The sequence below is a fragment of the Bacillus cereus group sp. RP32 genome (assembly GCF_040459735.1).
Taxonomy (GTDB): domain Bacteria; phylum Bacillota; class Bacilli; order Bacillales; family Bacillaceae_G; genus Bacillus_A; species Bacillus_A wiedmannii.
In genome coordinates this window covers 1,866,440-1,883,616 of the sequence record NZ_JARVHO010000001.1, presented here as the reverse complement: position 1 = coordinate 1,883,616, position 17,177 = coordinate 1,866,440, and the positions used below count along the sequence as shown (strand labels likewise).

The window sequence follows — 17,177 nt, the reverse complement described above, 5'->3', positions numbered from 1 at the left end:
CACTTTTAAGGATTCCCTTTTCATTCATTATACATTCGTTTTTGGCGTTTCTTCTTCATCTTGAACACTTAATAAATTTTGCCACTTTTTATAAGGAGCACTATTTGGATCTACATAACCTTTCGCATACGAACGATCCCACAATTGTTTAATAAACATTTCTTTCTCTTTCTTTGCAACCATATCGGCACCTGTACCGTAATAGTTTTGGAAATATAACTCAATTTCATCAAGGAATAACCTTAATAATTCATCAGAAGTTTCTTCTAACGTTGGATCATACTTTGCTTCACGGTCATACATTAAAATCATATCTAAAATATTATGGACATGCTCTTTACGAAGCCATCTAATATCTTGAGCACCTAATACAAATGGATGTGTATATAAATGTCCACCTTGTATCATCGCCTTTTCTTGTTCTTCTTCAAATCTAGATAAGATGTTTTCATAAATGAACGGATTATGAAGCAACGCTCTATGCAATTTATAACTTTCGCTTGAAATATTTTTCCCCATCGACTGAATTAAGAAGCTACGACCAACGCCGTTATATTGGTACACGAACTGGCCATCAACAGCAACTAAACTTATCCAGCGATACATATACGCGTATAGAAGAGCTCGATTACATTTATCATAATCTAACTTCGTTTGCGTTGCATTTAAGTCTGGCATGAATGCCGGTAAGTGCCAATACTTATCTAAATGCGGCGTTAAACTAGATTTTTTACTATTCAACTTGTTTACGCGGCGATAGTAAGACTGAAAATAATCACCTTTATCATTCATAAATCCATTTGCAATATGTCCAGACGAAAGCTTAGGAAAATCTTGCAGTGATAAACCGTAATGCGCACGATAACAAATGACTTCAAATGGTGAAAAAGCTTCATGTACTGTATCCTTTTCTTTAAACATTTCTTGAATTAATTCCTCTTGCAGTTCTTTCTTTAAAGATGGATGTATGCCCCAATATTGTAATTCCCTATGATGTGAAACTTTCGGCACGAATGGACTTGCTAAATGGAACAAGTCTTCAATTTTTTCACGGACGTATTCATCACGATCACGCTTCTTATAATCCGCCTCTTTTCGTAACGCCTCAACAATATTCAGCTCTAATTTATCACGATAGCGTATTTGTAATTCATCGTAGCAATAACTTAGTATGTGCTCACGATAAAAGTCTTCTACCTTTTTCGATTGAATCTCTTCTGTTTTTGCATCCCGGCAATATTCCCCGTATAAACTCATATAAATTTCCGCAGATATATCTTTCGGTAATACACCTAAATTCAAATGTTGCTGCATATCTTGCCATATCTTTTCTTGTAACTTCTCTTCAGCTAATACGTATACATTCGTTGGGTTTGTTTTCCCTTCAAACTCCTTGCTTCGTTTTTGAATTTCGAACAATAAATTTTCACGTGTTTCGTGTAAATTATCAAAAAATCTTTCCCAATATTGAATCATTTTATTAACCGCTTGATATAGCGATTGATATACGAGTTCTAATAGCATTTCTTTACGATACTCGTTTAATTTGTGTACGTACTGCGTTACAATATCTTCAAATTCCTTTTTAAATAAACGCTGCTGATTATTAATCATTTTTCCAAACCAGCCTTGTTGCTGCGCGATTTCTACTCGGCGCACAGCTGTTACCGTTCCATCAATATTACTCACATTAAATTTCTTATCGTAGTTTTGAATTAAATTACGCTTTTGTTCATTATTTTCATGTAGTCGATTCATTTTCTCGACTAACTGCTTTCGAATTTCATATAACATAAAACGAGCGGATACTGGATGAACAGGATCTGTTTTCTTTAAAAACCATGTATTTAGTTGATATGACTGTCCCTCAGAACCACTTGGTGAAAAACGGTCTGATTCAATCATGTCATATAAAAGTGTCGTTACATGTTCATGTACGCGGCTCGGAATCGCATACGCATATAAACGAACCGCATGGTCTACCCTTGCTACTTCACCTTTCATTTGTTCCATCATTTTCAGCTTTGCAGCTGAAATTTTACACTCATGCTGCAGACGATTTAATTCTTCATCTTTTTGCACCGTACGCTGTACATAACTTTCTACAGCTTCTAAAAACAGTTTTGATTTCGCAACACCGACCTTACCGCCTTCTGCTCCTTCACGCGTTTCATTATACATTTGTCTATAAAAAATATGAGCCTGTTCTGGGCGAGTAGCAAGATGTTCTAAGTCTTCTAAATAACTTTTCCCGCGCTCTGGCTTTTCACGTTGCATACCACGTTTTACATCTTGATCGTATCTTTGCTTCTTCTCTTGAAACAGTTGATCTAAATGCAGCCACGATTCATCTAAACCTTGCACTGCCCATTTTAAAGCACAATATTTTAACACGTGCTCATATGGATAAATAATCTTTGCCGTTCCTGCCCCGCAATATCGTCCTTTCCCGCTCGATTCTGCTAATTGCTGAATTTGATTATCTTCCTGTGCAAAATGATTTGCAGACATCGGACTAAATAACTGTAAATAAATCGTATTTGCCATTTGCTCCATATAATCTGATAAATTGTGCAGATGGTGTCCGTGTAGATTTTCGTAATCGTATAAGAAACAATAATTGTACGGTAGATGGTGTTGTTTAATTGTATGATTTGTTCTACCGTCTTCATCTACTTGATCAGGTCGATATTCTAATTCAATCGTGACACCACCGCGTTTTGATAATTCTCCAGTAGAACCGAGTGTAATGGCATGTAATTCTTTTAGCGATGCATAGCCATTTGCTTGCACCGTTTCAAACTCTTTCGCACTAACCGTTCTCGTCTTAACTAACACGTCCGGCATTAAAAACGCACCACGTATTAAAATGTTGTGATGTTGCAGTTTTTTCCGAAGCATTTCACGTAAATATAGTGCAATTTGTAGAAACATCCCTGAACCTGTTCCGCCCGCTAGTGATGTTACGATAATGACACGCACTCCATATTCCGTTTGATCGCTTGTAACCGGAAAAATCTTCTCAATTTCTTGCCAAAAGGACGTCAATTTATCTTCTTTCATCGCAGCACGTAACGCTAAACGGGAAATGACGCGTAACTGTCCTGCCCCTTCTGTCAGTGGTTTATCAAGTATAGTCGGGTCCATTGGAAACCATTCTGGAATCGTTGGATCTCCCGCAATATACTCTCTTGGCGTTTTACTCGAACTCGTTTGTGTTTTAAACTTTCGAATATGATCAAATTTACTCAATGTATTCACATCTGTATCAAATACGTGCATTGCTACCTTTTTTCGGCGTTCCTCAGGTAGCCTTTCATATATTTGATGTGTCACAGTACTACCGATTCCACCTAAACCAATTAATATCGTTGGAACTTGTAACGTCATGTGAACCACCTTCCTATTCTTGCTTGTTTGAAAAGAGGAGGGAAAATTAAAATCCCCCTCTTTGCCCTATCTACTATTCACACTCGTACCTGTAAATCTCTTTACCATATCCTCTATCAATTACTAAAAGTTCATTTGGATATAACGTCTTATGTTCCATTCCAACCTCATCCTCTGTTATAAACATCCCATCAATAATCATTCCTACTACTTGGGATTCTTTCGCTACAAATATCGATTTCGATCCCTTCTTTGCTATAAACGTAACGGATTGTACTGTCTTCCTTTCCGCTCTATACGGAATACCAAAATAATGTTTCCACCATTTATTTTTAAGTAATTCTGGCTCAGATTGATATAACCAATCTTTCGCTACTTCTTGATCCCATTCGTAATACAATAGTGCTTTCCGGTGAAATCTTGGACGGACAATCCAACCTAAAATGATTATTCCTACTATTAACAGTAATAAAGTGATAGGAATAACAAACTTAAAGATAAGCGCATATTTTTCATAAAACGGTGCATTTTGAATATGAAGTGATATTTTTTTCTTTATTTCTTGTAATTTTGAATCTTGCACTACGATGGTAGCTTCTACGGTGCCGGTATCTGTGAAATTGAATGTGTCGGAGTAATGAGGGCGAGGATAAATATAAATTTGATTACCATGTTGTTTTATTTCATAGTTGATTGATTGTTTAGATGTGACACCAGTAGATTTTAATAGTTTCTTTACAGCCTCTTCTGTCATCGGCTTACCATCTAACTGTGGTTGTATAACAAACGGTTTACTATTCTCTAAATTTGTTACTTTTTCTTCATAATCTTTCGTAATCGTTTGTAGTGATAATTTTGGTTTTTCCGTTACTTCGATTTTAAATTCTTTCGTCTGTCTGTAAAAACCCTTTATGTTCATATGAACTTTCCCGCGCACTAGCCCTTTATCAACCTTCATTTCGTAGTAAAATACATGTTTTTTATCGTCCCACTTCATCGGGTACTGTTTTCCGTCTATTTCTACTTCTGCCTGAAAATATGAAGATTGAATTGGTAATTCCGTAGGCTTCGCTTCAATAACAGCAGTAACACCTTCATACATTTTTCCCACATTCTTTTGACTACTATCATCTTTGTCATAAGTAGAAACAGTATAGTTAAGCGCCGGTTCAACTAGTACTTGTAGTCCTTCTTTCTCAATATCTCGATCCACCTCTATCGTATAAGTTCCTGGCTTAATAACTTCCTCATTTTCCGTACTGATATGGACTATATTTCCGAATAATTTCGCTTCTCCTGGTGCATGTATGGAAAAAGAAGATTGTAATTGTAATGGTTTAGAAATTTGTGTGACCTGATAATTAGACAAAGAAGGCGATTGTCGTACAAGCGTCATACGCTTTAATGGAAATGGTGTTGTAATTTCTACTTTCTTCCCTGCTACTTTCGTTTTTACAATCGATTCAACAGAGGAGAACGGATCACGATTTGCAACTAATGCTGCCACTTGATTGACGCTTTTTACAATACCATCCTCTCCACTAGACGGCATCGTAACACCATTTATCTCTTTCTTCCATATTTCTTTAAACGTATTTAGTTGTGCCTTTTCTTGCTGTCCTAAGTCCTCTTCCATCGTAATTAAAATTGGATGTAACGATATCTTTTTTGCATCCATATCTTTCTTAAACTGCGCTAGCTTCTGCAAAATTTGTTCTTTTCCGCCAACCTTATCTTTCTCTAAATCATTAAATGCCCCGTCAGTTAAGACAATAAGCCAAAATTCACGTTTTCCATCTATATCTGCTTCCTTTTTTATAGATTGCATCGCCGTTTCTACTGCGCTAAACGGAGTATTTAAATACGTCTTCCATGCTCCAATTCCCTCAATTTCTGTTTGTCTCTTATCCTTCGTTAACGAAATGTTTAATGGATCATTCGGCTTGCTCATTGGAACGTAAGAAAATGTATCTTTTTCATCTAATAGCGCAACTAAACTTTGCAAAGCGTAATTGGCATATTTCCAGCGATCGTTATTTCTCATGCTGCCCGAATCATCATATACAAGTGAAACGACCCTTTCCTTTCCCTCCTCTCCTTTTGCAAAAGTCCAAAAAGGATGTAACCATATAAATAGAAACAACATGAATGTGGCACAAATTCGAATTTTCATGATGAGGCTTCGCCACCTTTGTAGACAAATTCCTATGTTTAAATTTATGAGAGGATACAAGATATATGACTTGTATTTTAGGACAACTAACACACCATAACTTTATTATGTAAACAGTTTTATAAACTGAATATAATTCCTTCTATCGTTTTTTATCTGATAATATAAGTAAAAAAAGCCTGTTTAAACTCTTCACTTAAACAGACTTTTCCTACTTTTTATATTAAAAACACATAACAAAAAGTTTGATTTTGAATTAACACATCACTTCAATTGTAAATCCGCCAGGTGCTTCCACATAAAACGTATACGCATGTGCACGTTTAGGAGCCTCAACCAAAAATCCATCTTCCTTCAATCTTTGATTTATCTTATCTACTTGTTCATTATTTTCTTGTGGAAATCCTACATGAAATGTTTTTGGATAGTGTACGTCATTCCCTTTCATTAACGTTAATATAAACCCATCGTTATCACGCATAACCGCAAAGCCATTTCCCCTTGCCCCGCTACAAGTTAAACCAAAATATTTTTCTAAAAACTCTCTAGCAGCTACTACATCTGAAACTGTTAAATTAAGATGTTTAATTTTCAAACCATCACCATCTTTCTTAATTTTCTAACATTTTATCACACAAATAAAAAACACGCCTTTCACAGCGTGTTTTATTGCTTCACATACACTTCAACAATCGGATTATCTTTATTATCCGCATGTAAGCGTAAATTCTCTTCACTTGTACTATAAATGTTAGCTAATAACATAATCGTTAACACATTAGGAGTTTTTGCATCGCTCCCATATTTCCTTTCCAGCGCTTCCTTATATTCAAAATCTAAATCCCCCTGCACATATGTATACACTTCAAAACCATCTTTTAAATTGCAAACTACTGTATCAATAATATCTGCCCCAACTTGCTTCTTCATTTCCTCTCGCAAAGCTTCAATAAACTCTTCCCACGGTACTTCGTATATCTGAAACTGATCTGTAGATTTCATTGCCTTTTCCTCCTTATATATCCTTCTCCTATATTTCCCCTTTCCTATAACAATTATGATAGATAGGACATTCGTACAAGCCGCACTTGTCCCCATTACATATCGTATTACTGTAATGGGGAAGGAGGAAAGAACATGCATAGACAAAAATGTTACGATACGTGCCGACGTTATTTCGGTAAAGTCGTTCGAATTGAAGATCGTGATGGTCGCATTCATTTAGGCAAAATAATTGATGTGACAAAAAGCTCTGTATGGATTGAACCAGTGCAACAGCGCTCATCTTTTGATACAGGATTTGGATACTATGACGCATATGCAAACGGTGGCTGTGACCTTTGCGGGGGCCTTAGCAGATGTGATAGTTGCGGATTTGGTTGTGGTGGTGGATTCAGCGGCTGTGGATGTGGCGGTCGTGGTTGCGGTAGTTGTGGCGGCTGGGGAGGCGGCGGCTGGGGCGTTGAACTCGGATTTGGTTTCATCTTCGGAATTACATTAGCTGCATTATTTTTCATTTAACATAGTAAAGAGTTGACTACCTTTAGTCAACTCTCTTTCTTTATTTTTCACATATAAAAATACGATGCCCTAAAATATGTTGGTACATAAGTCGTACATTTTCATGCTGTACCCATGCCTCATATAACTCATTTGGGATAAATTGTGATACATTCCATTCTGGCTCTTCTATATAGCCAGAGATTGTTTCTGCAATTGTACCACCGCCAGCAATTGTAATTCTTTTAAAATTTGCTTTCTGAAATAATTGTACCCATTCATTCTCAGTTAATAGTTCTTTCATCCCGTATAGTCGGGCGATTTTTTCTTCCTCACTCTTATCAATGTGCCTATCAATAATCATTTCAATGACAACAAGCTTACCGTTTTTCTGTAGTACACGATAGCACTCCGAAATGACCTTTTCTTTCTCTGTAAAAGCAAGTATCGATTCTCCGAGTACGAACTCAAATGAGTCATGTAAACAAGGTAATTGCTCTACATTTCCCTCAATTAATTCAATGTCTATTCCTTCAAACGACCATCTATCTTTCGCCTTTTGAATCATAATCTCATTCTTTTCAACTGCCGTTACTTTATAACCATATTCTTTTGTCATATATGCCGCTGTTTTCCCCGTACCACAGCCTATCTCAAGGACATTCGCTCCATATCTAAAAGGCAGTTGTGCTAACAATTGTTTTGTTAACGTAAAACCACCAGGATGAGCACTCCCTATTCCGTAATAAGCTAAGAAATCGATGTAAGTATTTCGTTTCATAAAATTCTCCTTTAAATTTTCTATAATACATATATTCACCCATCAATAAATCGTGCACATAAAAAAAGCATTTCCAAGTGCTATATACCGCAACTTGTAAATGCTCTTCTCTTTTTTATTTCTCTTCAATATACGCCCATTTGAAGCTATATTCTGGACTAATATTATGCTTCACAATGCCCTTTATATTTGGTTTCATTACATATGATTTAGCACTTTGATATAAAGGTACAAGTGCTACATCATCCTCAAGTAACAATTTCTCTGCCTTCCCTAACTCTGTCCAACGTTTTTTTGCATCAGCCATCCATTCTGTCTTACTTTTATTAATAACGTCATCATATTTTGAATTTGAGTAGCTCATCTGGTTTTGCGAATTTTTTGTTTCAAACATATCAAGATATGTCATCGGATCCGCATAATCTGGATTCCAGCCACCGTATGAAAAATCATAATCTTGATCCGATTCTAATTTTAGTTTTTGTTTAAATGGTTGGAGTTTAATATTTACTGTCACGCCTTTTAAATTCTTTTCAACTTGATCTTTTACATACTCCCCAACTTTTTTCGCATTACCAGTATCATAATTTAATAACTCTATTGTCACTTGATCTTTTCCAAGCTCTTTTTTCGCTGCTTCCCAAGCTGCTGCTGCCTTTTTAGAATCTTGTTTTAAACCATTCTTGAACGTTTCTGCGAAATCTTTACCGTCTGGTCCACTCGCTAAACCTTTTGGTACTAAGTAATCCACTGGCTTTGAACCATCATTTAAAATGACGTTCGTTAAAGCTTTCTTATCAATTGACAATGCAATTGCTTCACGTAGTTTTTTGCTCTTTAACGGTGTATCTTGCCCACCACGTTTTTGGTTTAAGCGTAAGTAAAACGTACTTGTTTCCGAATATGCTCCAAATTCCTCTTTATTATTTCTATACTTATCAACGAATTCTCCTGATAAAAGTGCGAAATCAATTGCACCTGTATCATATAAATTTACTCTAGTAGCTGGTTCTTTTACTACACTATAGTTGATTTCCTCTAGTTTCACAGTCTTTTTATCCCAATATTGATCATTTTTCTTTAACTTCCAGCCTTGCTCATGTTTCCAGTCTGTAAGCACGAATGGACCATTATACAGTGTTGTATCAGACTCTAAACCGAATTTATTTCCTTTTTCTTTTACGAACTTTTCATTTAATGGATAGTATGACGCAAATGCCATTAAGTTCAAGAAATATGGTACAGGTCTTTCTAGTTCTACTTCAAGCGTATAATCATCTGTCGCTTTTACACCTAATGTAGAAACTTCTCCTTTTCCTTGATTAATCGCTTCTGCATTTTTAATATAGTAAGCAATAAATGCATACTCAGCAGCTGTTTTTGGATCTACTAGACGTTGCCATGCAAATACGAAATCTTTCGCCGTTACAGGATCACCGTTTGACCATTTTGCATCTTTACGTAATTTAAATGTATATTTTTTACCATCTTCACTCTTCGTACTTGACTCTGCTACAGCTGGGATTGGCTTATTATCTTTATCAAGGCGATATAAACCTTCCATCGTATTCCCTAAAATTTGTGAGCCAAGTGTATCTGTATTTTTTGAAGTATCCATCGTCGGAATTTCATTCGTTTCTGTACGATTCAGCACTTGCTTTGCCGCATATTTAATATCAGATTTCTTCTCTTCCTCACCATTATTAGATGTTGTAGTCGTTTTCTTCTCCCCGCCAGATCCAGAACATGCCGTTAACGCCATGCTCATTGCTAAAACTGGCGCTACAACCGCCGTGAACTTTTTTATCTTTTTCTTCATTCTTGTACCCTCCCCAATTATATGTACGAAACTAACTTTGAGAGATTTCTTTTTTAATTTAAATTATCAGAAAATTATTACTAATTATTATTCTACTAATTTTTCCTGATTTGTAAAGTATTTTTAAAAATATTCATAATAATTATTTTTTTACTTCAATAACAATCTATTACTACTATGCGAATTCTCCCCCATCTACTATATGTAAGTACCACTTTTCTTATTCTTCTCTATTTATTTAAATTTAATTGAATAGTAAAAGAGCGTTTTAAAAAATAAATAATATATTTTTTAAACGCTCTTTTTTCTTATTTCCCTTCCGTTACATAAGCCCACTTAAAGCTATATTCTGGACTAATGTTGTGTTTCACAATTCCTTTTACATTCGGCTTCATTACATATGCTCTACCTGTTTGGTATAAAGGTACTAATCCTGCATCTTCTTCAAGGAACAATTTCTCTGCTTTTCCTAACGTTTCCCAACGTTTTTTCGGATCAGATAATAATTCATTACCTGCTTTCGCTACCATTTCATCGTATTTTGGATTCGAATAACTCATTTGGTTATATGGGCTCTTCGATTCAAACATATCAATAAATGTCATTGGATCCGAATAATCTGGGCTCCAACCAGCAAACGAAACTTCATAATCTTGTGCAGACTCTAATTTTAGTTTTTGTTTGAATGGCTGAATTTTCGTGTTAACCGTTACACCTCTTAAGTTTTTCTCAATTTGATCTTTAAAGTAGTCAGCAATTTTTTTCGCAGTTCCATCATCATAGCTTAGTAATTCAATTGTCACTTGATCTTTTCCAAGTTCTTTTTTCGCTGCTTCCCAAGCTGCTGCACCTTTTTTCGGATCATATTTTAGACCGTTTTTAAATGTATCTTGGTAATCTTTACCGTCTGGTCCTGTCGCAAGTCCTTTTGGTACTAATTGATCTGTTGCTTTTGAACCGTTATTTAAAATAACGGTTGCTAAACCTTTTTTATCAATTGATAATGCGATTGCTTCACGTAGTTTTTTGCTCTTTAACGGTGTATCTTGTCCGTTACGCTTTTGATTTAAACGTAAGAAGAATGTACTTGCTTCTGAATACTCACCGTACTCTTCTTTGTTTGTTTTATATTTATCAACGAATTCTCCTGATAGTAATGTGAAATCAATTGATCCTGTATCATATAAGTTTACTTTCGTCGCAACTTCTTTTACTACACTATAGTTAATTTCTTCTAATTTTACAGTCTTATTATCCCAATACTTATCATTTTTCTTTAGCTGCCATCCTTGTTCATGTTTCCATGAAGCCATAACGAATGGTCCGTTATACAACGTTGTATCTGCTTCTAAACCGAACTTATCTCCTTTTTCTTTTACGAACTTTTCATTTAAAGGATAGTAAGATGGGAATGCCATTAAATTCAAGAAATATGGTACTGGCTTTTCTAATTTTACTTCTAGCGTATAATCATCTACGGCTTTTGCTCCTAAATCTGTTAGAGGTTTTTCCCCTTTATTAATTGCTTCTGCATTTTTAATATAGTAAGCAATAAACGCATATTCTGCAGCTGTATTTTTATCAAGTAAGCGCTGCCATGCGTATACGAAATCTTTCGCTGTTACAGGGTCACCATTCGACCATTTTGCATCTTTACGTAATTTAAATGTATATTTTTTGCCATCCTCGCTTTTCGTACTAGATTCTGCAGCAGCTGGGATTGGCTTATTATCTTTATCTAATCGATATAAACCTTCCATTGTGTTCCCTAAAATTTGAGAACCTAATGTATCAGTAGATTTTGAAACATCCATCGTTGGAATTTCTTGATTCTCTGTACGATTTAACACTTGTTTCGCTGCGTATTTAATTTCTGATTTTTTCTCTTCCCCACCAACACTAGACGTCGTACTTGATTTCTTTTCCCCACCAGATCCAGAACACGCTGTCAACGCCATACTCATCGCTAAAACTGGCGCTACAACCGCCGTGAACTTTTTCATCTTTTTCTTCATTTTTGTACCCTCCCCAATTATATGTACGAAACTAATTTTGAGAGATTTTCTAATAATCATTTATCAGAAAATTCTTATTAATTAATATTCTACTGACTTTTCTATTTTTGTAAAGTTATTTTTAAAAATATTAAGAAAATTTATTTTACTTAACGATAGTAACATTCTATTTTCTATGACCATACTACACGTATCCTCCATCTACTACATTTCATTTCTTCTCTACTCTTTCATTTTCACGTTCAATTGTACAATAAAAAAAGTACTTCAAGGCATGTAGACTGCTTTGAAGTACTTTTTCAACTCTATTATTTTCCAGTAACATATGCCCACTTATAGCTGTATTCTGGGCTAATATTATGCTTAACAACACCTTTTACATGCGGTTTCATAACATAAGATCTAGCACTTTGATATAAAGGTACAAGAGCTACATCTTCTTGAAGAAGTAGTTTCTCTGCTTTTCCTAGTTCCTCCCAGCGTTTCTTCGCATCACTCATTAATTCCCCACCAGCTTTTTTAATTATTTCATCATATTTCTGATCAGAGAAACTCATTTGGTTATGAGAGTGCTTACTTTCAAACATATCTAAATATGTCATTGGATCCGCATAATCTGGGCTCCATCCACCATATGAAATATCATAATCTTGCTCTGATTCTAATTTAAGTTTTTGTTTAAACGGCTGCAGTTTAATATTTACTGTTACACCTTTTAAGTTTTTCTCAATTTGATCTTTTACATATTCCCCAACTTTTTTCGCATTACCAGTATCATAGTTTAAAAACTCAATTGTAACTTGATCTTTTCCAAGTTCTTTTTTCGCTTCTTCCCATGCAGCAGCTGCTTTTTTCGCATCTGGTTTAATACCGTTTTTAAACGTTTCTTGGAAGTCTTTCCCATCAGGTCCAGCTGCTAAGCCTTTCGGCACTAAATAATCTGCAGGTTTTGACCCATCATTTAAAATAACATTTGTTAAATTCTTTTTATCAATTGATAGCGCAATTGCTTCACGTAATTTTTTACTCTTTAATGGTGTATCTTGTCCACCACGTTTTTGGTTTAAACGTATAAAGAACGTACTTGGTTCGTTATACACCCCATACTCCTCTTTATTATTTCTAAATTTGTCAACAAATTCACCTGTTAATAAGGAGAAATCAATTTGACCACTATCATATAAATTCACATTAGTTGCTGGCTCTTTTACAACACTATAGTTAATTTCATCTAATTTTACAGTCTTTTTATCCCAATATTGATCATTCTTCTTCAGTTTCCAACCTTGCTCATGCTTCCAATCAGTAAGAACGAACGGTCCGTTATATACTGTTGTATCAGATTCTAAACCGTATTTATCCCCTTTTTCTTTTACAAATTTCTCATTTAATGGATAGTACGATGGGAATGCTACTAAGTTTAAGAAGTATGGTACTGCTTGTTCTAATTCAACTTCTAAAGTAAGGTCATCTACTGCTTTAACTCCTAGTTCTGTTACAGGTTTTTCACCTTTATTAACCGCTTCTGCATTTTTAATTGGGAATGCAATGAATGCATACTCAGCAGCTGTTTTTGGATCTAATAAACGTTGCCATGCAAATACGAAATCTTTCGCTGTTACAGGATCACCATTTGACCATTTTGCATCTTTACGTAATTTAAATGTATATTTTTTACCATCCTCACTCTTCGTGCTTGATTCTGCAGCAGCTGGGATTGGTTTATTCTCTTTATCTAAACGGTATAAGCCTTCCATTGTGTTTCCTAAAATTTGAGAGCCCAAAGTATCTGTACTCTTCGACGTATCCATTGTTGGAATTTCCTGATTTTCTGTTTTATTGAACACTTGTTTCGCTGCTAATTTTTCTTCTGATTTGCTATCTCCGCCAGAGCTAGAATTTGTGTTTGTCTTCTTATCTCCGCCTGATGTAGAACATGCTGTTAATGCCATACTCATTGCTAAAACTGGTGCTACAACCGCTGTTAGTTTTTTCATTTTTTTCTTTTTCACTTTCTGTACCCTCCCTAATTCTTAACGCTCTCATTTAAGAATTTTCTGATAATTCTGTTTTTCTTTATATATTTATCAGAAGATTCTTATTAACTATTATTCTACTAATTTTTCGAGTTTTGTAAAGTATTATTATTGAAAATTTTTAAAAAATTATTTTTTTACAGTAATATTCATAAAAATTCCATACTCTTTCGAAACACTATATCTCATTGAATTCTATGTATTGATTTAATAGTCTTTATCTCCCTACACTATAAAACACTTGTAAATTATTGTTAATAAATAATGTATATCGTAACAAACCTCTTTTCTACAAAAATAAAAAAGCAGACATTATGCCTGCTTTAATTCTCCTCAATCTGCTTTTCACTTAATCCTAGATGTGTTCTAAGCGTATTACTCAAACTCTGTAGATCTTTTTTATTAGGGTTATAATAATATACACGTTGCCCATTTGGACCGTTAGGTAAATATAAATCATCACCAGCTAATTGTATTTTTTCAACTGAACCGTTTAAACCGTATTTATAAAAAGATAAAATATCATCCATTACTAAGTTTGTTTTAAAATCGCCGTCAACCGCCTCAACTATTTTTTCTAGCTTCGTAATCGAGCCTACACTTTTTAATTTACTTAACATCGCTTCAATAACAAGCTGTTGGCGCTGACCTCTCATTGCATCACTATCAATATGACGCGTTCTTGCCAGTGCAAGTGCTTCTTCCCCTGTTAATTTTTGTAGTCCCTTTTTCAAATGAATTGCGTCAGGTTCATCTTTACTATTTTGCTCCGTAAATTCAACCGGGACATCTACTTCAATCCCATCTAATCCATCAACAATTTTCGTGAATGCATTAAAATTAAACTTCACAAAATAATCAACAGGCACTTGTAACAATTTTTCTACCGCTTCCATTGAAGCTTGTGGCCCTCCATCTTTACCATTTTTAACGAAACCACTTCCATATGCATGCGTTATTTTATCTTTTTTCTTTTCAACTGGAACATATGTGTATGTATCACGTGGTATACTCGTTAATTTCACTGTCTTATCATCTTTATTAAAAGTAGCTAACAGTAGTGCATCTGTATGGAAAGCACCATTATACTCCTTTTGTCGTTCTTGATTTTCATCAATTCCCATAATTAAAAGTGAAACATTGTTTGCAATTGGCTTTACAGTTTCCTCACGTAAATGTGATTTTTCACCACGCGCTAAATTTAAACTAGACTTTTGTACGAGATTAGAAGTTTTCATATATACATAAGTACCATATCCAACTCCGCCAAATAGTAATACTACTAACAAGACACTTATTATCGTTGTCTTTTTATATTTTCTTTTATTTTTCTTTTCTCTTGAAGAAGAGGTATTCTCCATATCGTTCCCTCCGTTTTCTATTCATCTAATATATTTTTCAATTTTTCATAATTAGTACTATCCTTTTGAAATACATTCTCTTTCAACCCTTTGTTTATTTGTATCCATTCAGTTGTAATCGAATATTGAATCATACCTTCGTGGAAACTAAGGAACTTTAGCATAATCCCCGTATTTTTCTCTACAACCATTTCAAATTTCCCTCTTAAATCTTCAGATGTACTTACAGGCATTTCTATGTTTATTGTCCCTTCTATTTTGTAGCAATCAAGTCCAAGATACTTCGTTTCTTTATAATTCCAATCTTTATATCGAATTAATAGCTCAGCAAATTCTGATTGCATACTATACTTCGCAAATCCCACATATTCGTCATCATATCGTTTCTTTTCACCTGATTTTCTCAATAATCTTTCCGTAGGATTTAATTTTAATAGTTCATAGTTTCTTTCCTTCGGGCTCCATTTTGTCTCTCTATATGTATACTTCTCATCATCAAATTCTTTTTTCTTGCCCTCGTTATATATAATTGTTCGTTTTTTCGTTAGCTTATCTTCTTTCGAAGAGATACCTCTTTGTTGCTCCGTATCAATCGCATATTTGTATGTTGTAGCAATTCTTGACGAACTAGAATATTCCTCAAATTGTCCTGAAATATTTTTAAAATGATCAATGGAATCCAGCATCTTTTCATGAATCTTTTCTTTATCTGGATAGTTTACGTTCGATTTTATTTCTTCTTCATTTTCATAATCAGAAAACGCCTTTTTCTTTACATATTCAAATACCCCACCATTTTGAGCAAAAATTTGATCAGAAAACTCCGACATAGACACAATGGACAGTGTTAGAACTGCAGCACTTATAGCCATCATATAAACTTTGTAACCTTTCTTTTTTACCGGAAGATTATGTAGTGTACGATTAATCTTTTCATTTAACTCTGGTGGTACTATAACATTCTCTTCTTTTATTCTCTTTTTTATTTTCTCATCAAATAATTTTTCGTTATCCATCCTATACACCTCCTATTCCATCTTTAATCGCTTTTGCAATTGTTCCCTCGCGCGTGACAATCTCGATTTCACTGTTCCTTTTGGCACTTCTAAAAGCTTCGCTATACTTTCTTGATTCATATCTTCATAATAAAAAAGCACCGTAACAGCTCTTAACTCTTCATGTAATGATTGAATCGCATTACACAAATCTATATCTTCATACTGATCATAAGCACTCATATTGTAATCATTTTCTTCTATTACCATTATCTTTTTGTATGATCTAATAATGTTGTTACACTCATTTATCAAAATTCGAATTAACCAAGTTTGAAAAAACTCTTCTTTCTTTAATTTTTTTATATTTTCATAGGCTTTTAAAATTGTTGCCTGTATCGCATCCTCTATATTTGTCTCATCGCGTAACATAGCCTTTGCAATACGATACATCTTCACTTTTTCTGTATGTATAAGCGCCATAAACGCTTCATGATCACCTTTTTTCGCTAAGGAAACATCGGTTTCTTCTTTTACAATCATTTTATATAAAGGGATTACTTTCACAATTGCTCCTCCTGTTTCATCCTCACTTCAAATTTAACTTTACATGTATTAGACGGATGAGCCTAGAAAAAGGTTCATTTTTTGAATATTTCCATAAAAAAAGTAAACATTCTTCATGTTTACCTTTACTCAGATGTAATTCTAAGGAAATATCCATCTGGATCGACAACTTTAAATCCCCGCATCTCCCACGGATAAGTTTGAATTTCTTCTTGTATTGTGCATCGCTTCTCTTTACAACGTTCATATACTTCTTCAATCCGATTGACAACAATAATTAGTTCAAAGCCATTCCCCTTCATGTCTTTTCGATTGTAAAAATAGTGATTTTCACTCAATGTTCAATCAGTAGCTAGTAACAGAGAAAACTGATCGTGATTAAAGCGTGCTGCATGCATACTTCTTTTATACAACTGTAAACCAATTACTTCTTCATAAAACAATAATGACTTCTCAATATCATTTACATATAGCTTAACCCGGAACAAATGATTCATTCGTTTCCTCCTCATCAAAAAAAGCCCACTTTCTCAGTGGACT

General features: G+C 34.5%; 12 protein-coding genes and 1 pseudogene. 1 reads left to right on the top strand and 12 read right to left on the bottom strand.

Annotated features, from left to right (window positions below; genetic code table 11):
• Positions 1–27 precede the first annotated feature (27 nt).
• From QCI46_RS09755 to QCI46_RS09740, 4 genes are all read right to left on the bottom strand, one after another.
• The gene (locus tag QCI46_RS09755) at positions 28–3,390 is read right to left on the bottom strand and encodes a tubulin-like doman-containing protein (RefSeq protein ID WP_353840069.1); all 3,363 of its coding nucleotides are present in this window, start codon (positions 3,388–3,390) and stop codon (positions 28–30) included.
• A 73-nt stretch (positions 3,391–3,463) separates the two neighbouring features.
• Positions 3,464–5,563 (bottom strand): vWA domain-containing protein, encoded by a 2,100-nt coding sequence (locus tag QCI46_RS09750; RefSeq protein ID WP_353840068.1) that lies wholly within the window; start codon positions 5,561–5,563, stop codon positions 3,464–3,466.
• 256 nt (positions 5,564–5,819) lie between these two features.
• Positions 5,820–6,158, bottom strand: coding sequence for a VOC family protein (locus QCI46_RS09745; protein WP_000693979.1), 339 nt, complete (start codon positions 6,156–6,158; stop codon positions 5,820–5,822).
• A 71-nt stretch (positions 6,159–6,229) separates the two neighbouring features.
• Positions 6,230–6,565: a hypothetical protein gene (locus QCI46_RS09740; protein ID WP_353840067.1), complete on the bottom strand. Its 336-nt coding sequence runs from the start codon at positions 6,563–6,565 to the stop codon at positions 6,230–6,232.
• A gap of 135 nt (positions 6,566–6,700) precedes the next feature.
• Between QCI46_RS09740 and QCI46_RS09735 the strand changes: the two genes are divergently transcribed.
• Positions 6,701–7,084, top strand: a complete 384-nt coding sequence (locus tag QCI46_RS09735; RefSeq protein ID WP_098880510.1) for a hypothetical protein — start codon at positions 6,701–6,703, stop codon at positions 7,082–7,084.
• Positions 7,085–7,124: 40 nt separating this feature from the next.
• Here QCI46_RS09735 and QCI46_RS09730 read toward each other — a convergent pair whose 3' ends face one another.
• The 8 genes and pseudogenes from QCI46_RS09730 to QCI46_RS09695 all read right to left on the bottom strand — a co-directional run bounded on the left by QCI46_RS09730 (position 7,125) and on the right by QCI46_RS09695 (position 17,134).
• Positions 7,125–7,844: a class I SAM-dependent methyltransferase gene (locus QCI46_RS09730; RefSeq protein ID WP_353840066.1), complete on the bottom strand. Its 720-nt coding sequence runs from the start codon at positions 7,842–7,844 to the stop codon at positions 7,125–7,127.
• A gap of 115 nt (positions 7,845–7,959) precedes the next feature.
• The gene (locus tag QCI46_RS09725; protein ID WP_353840065.1) at positions 7,960–9,663 is read right to left on the bottom strand and encodes a peptide ABC transporter substrate-binding protein; all 1,704 of its coding nucleotides are present in this window, start codon (positions 9,661–9,663) and stop codon (positions 7,960–7,962) included.
• A 308-nt stretch (positions 9,664–9,971) separates the two neighbouring features.
• Positions 9,972–11,678, bottom strand: a complete 1,707-nt coding sequence (locus QCI46_RS09720; protein ID WP_353840064.1) for a peptide ABC transporter substrate-binding protein — start codon at positions 11,676–11,678, stop codon at positions 9,972–9,974.
• A 308-nt stretch (positions 11,679–11,986) separates the two neighbouring features.
• Positions 11,987–13,690: a peptide ABC transporter substrate-binding protein gene (locus tag QCI46_RS09715; RefSeq protein ID WP_353840063.1), complete on the bottom strand. Its 1,704-nt coding sequence runs from the start codon at positions 13,688–13,690 to the stop codon at positions 11,987–11,989.
• Between the two features lie 347 nt (positions 13,691–14,037).
• Positions 14,038–15,075, bottom strand: coding sequence for an LCP family protein (locus QCI46_RS09710; RefSeq protein ID WP_353840062.1), 1,038 nt, complete (start codon positions 15,073–15,075; stop codon positions 14,038–14,040).
• Between the two features lie 17 nt (positions 15,076–15,092).
• On the bottom strand, positions 15,093–16,091 hold the full coding sequence (locus QCI46_RS09705; protein ID WP_060487378.1) for a hypothetical protein: 999 nt from the start codon (positions 16,089–16,091) through the stop codon (positions 15,093–15,095).
• 12 nt (positions 16,092–16,103) lie between these two features.
• Complete coding sequence (locus tag QCI46_RS09700) at positions 16,104–16,637, bottom strand: sigma-70 family RNA polymerase sigma factor (protein WP_098048241.1); 534 nt, start codon at positions 16,635–16,637, stop codon at positions 16,104–16,106.
• Positions 16,638–16,762: 125 nt separating this feature from the next.
• Positions 16,763–17,134, bottom strand: a pseudogene (locus QCI46_RS09695) (VOC family protein).
• Positions 17,135–17,177: the final 43 nt, after the last annotated feature.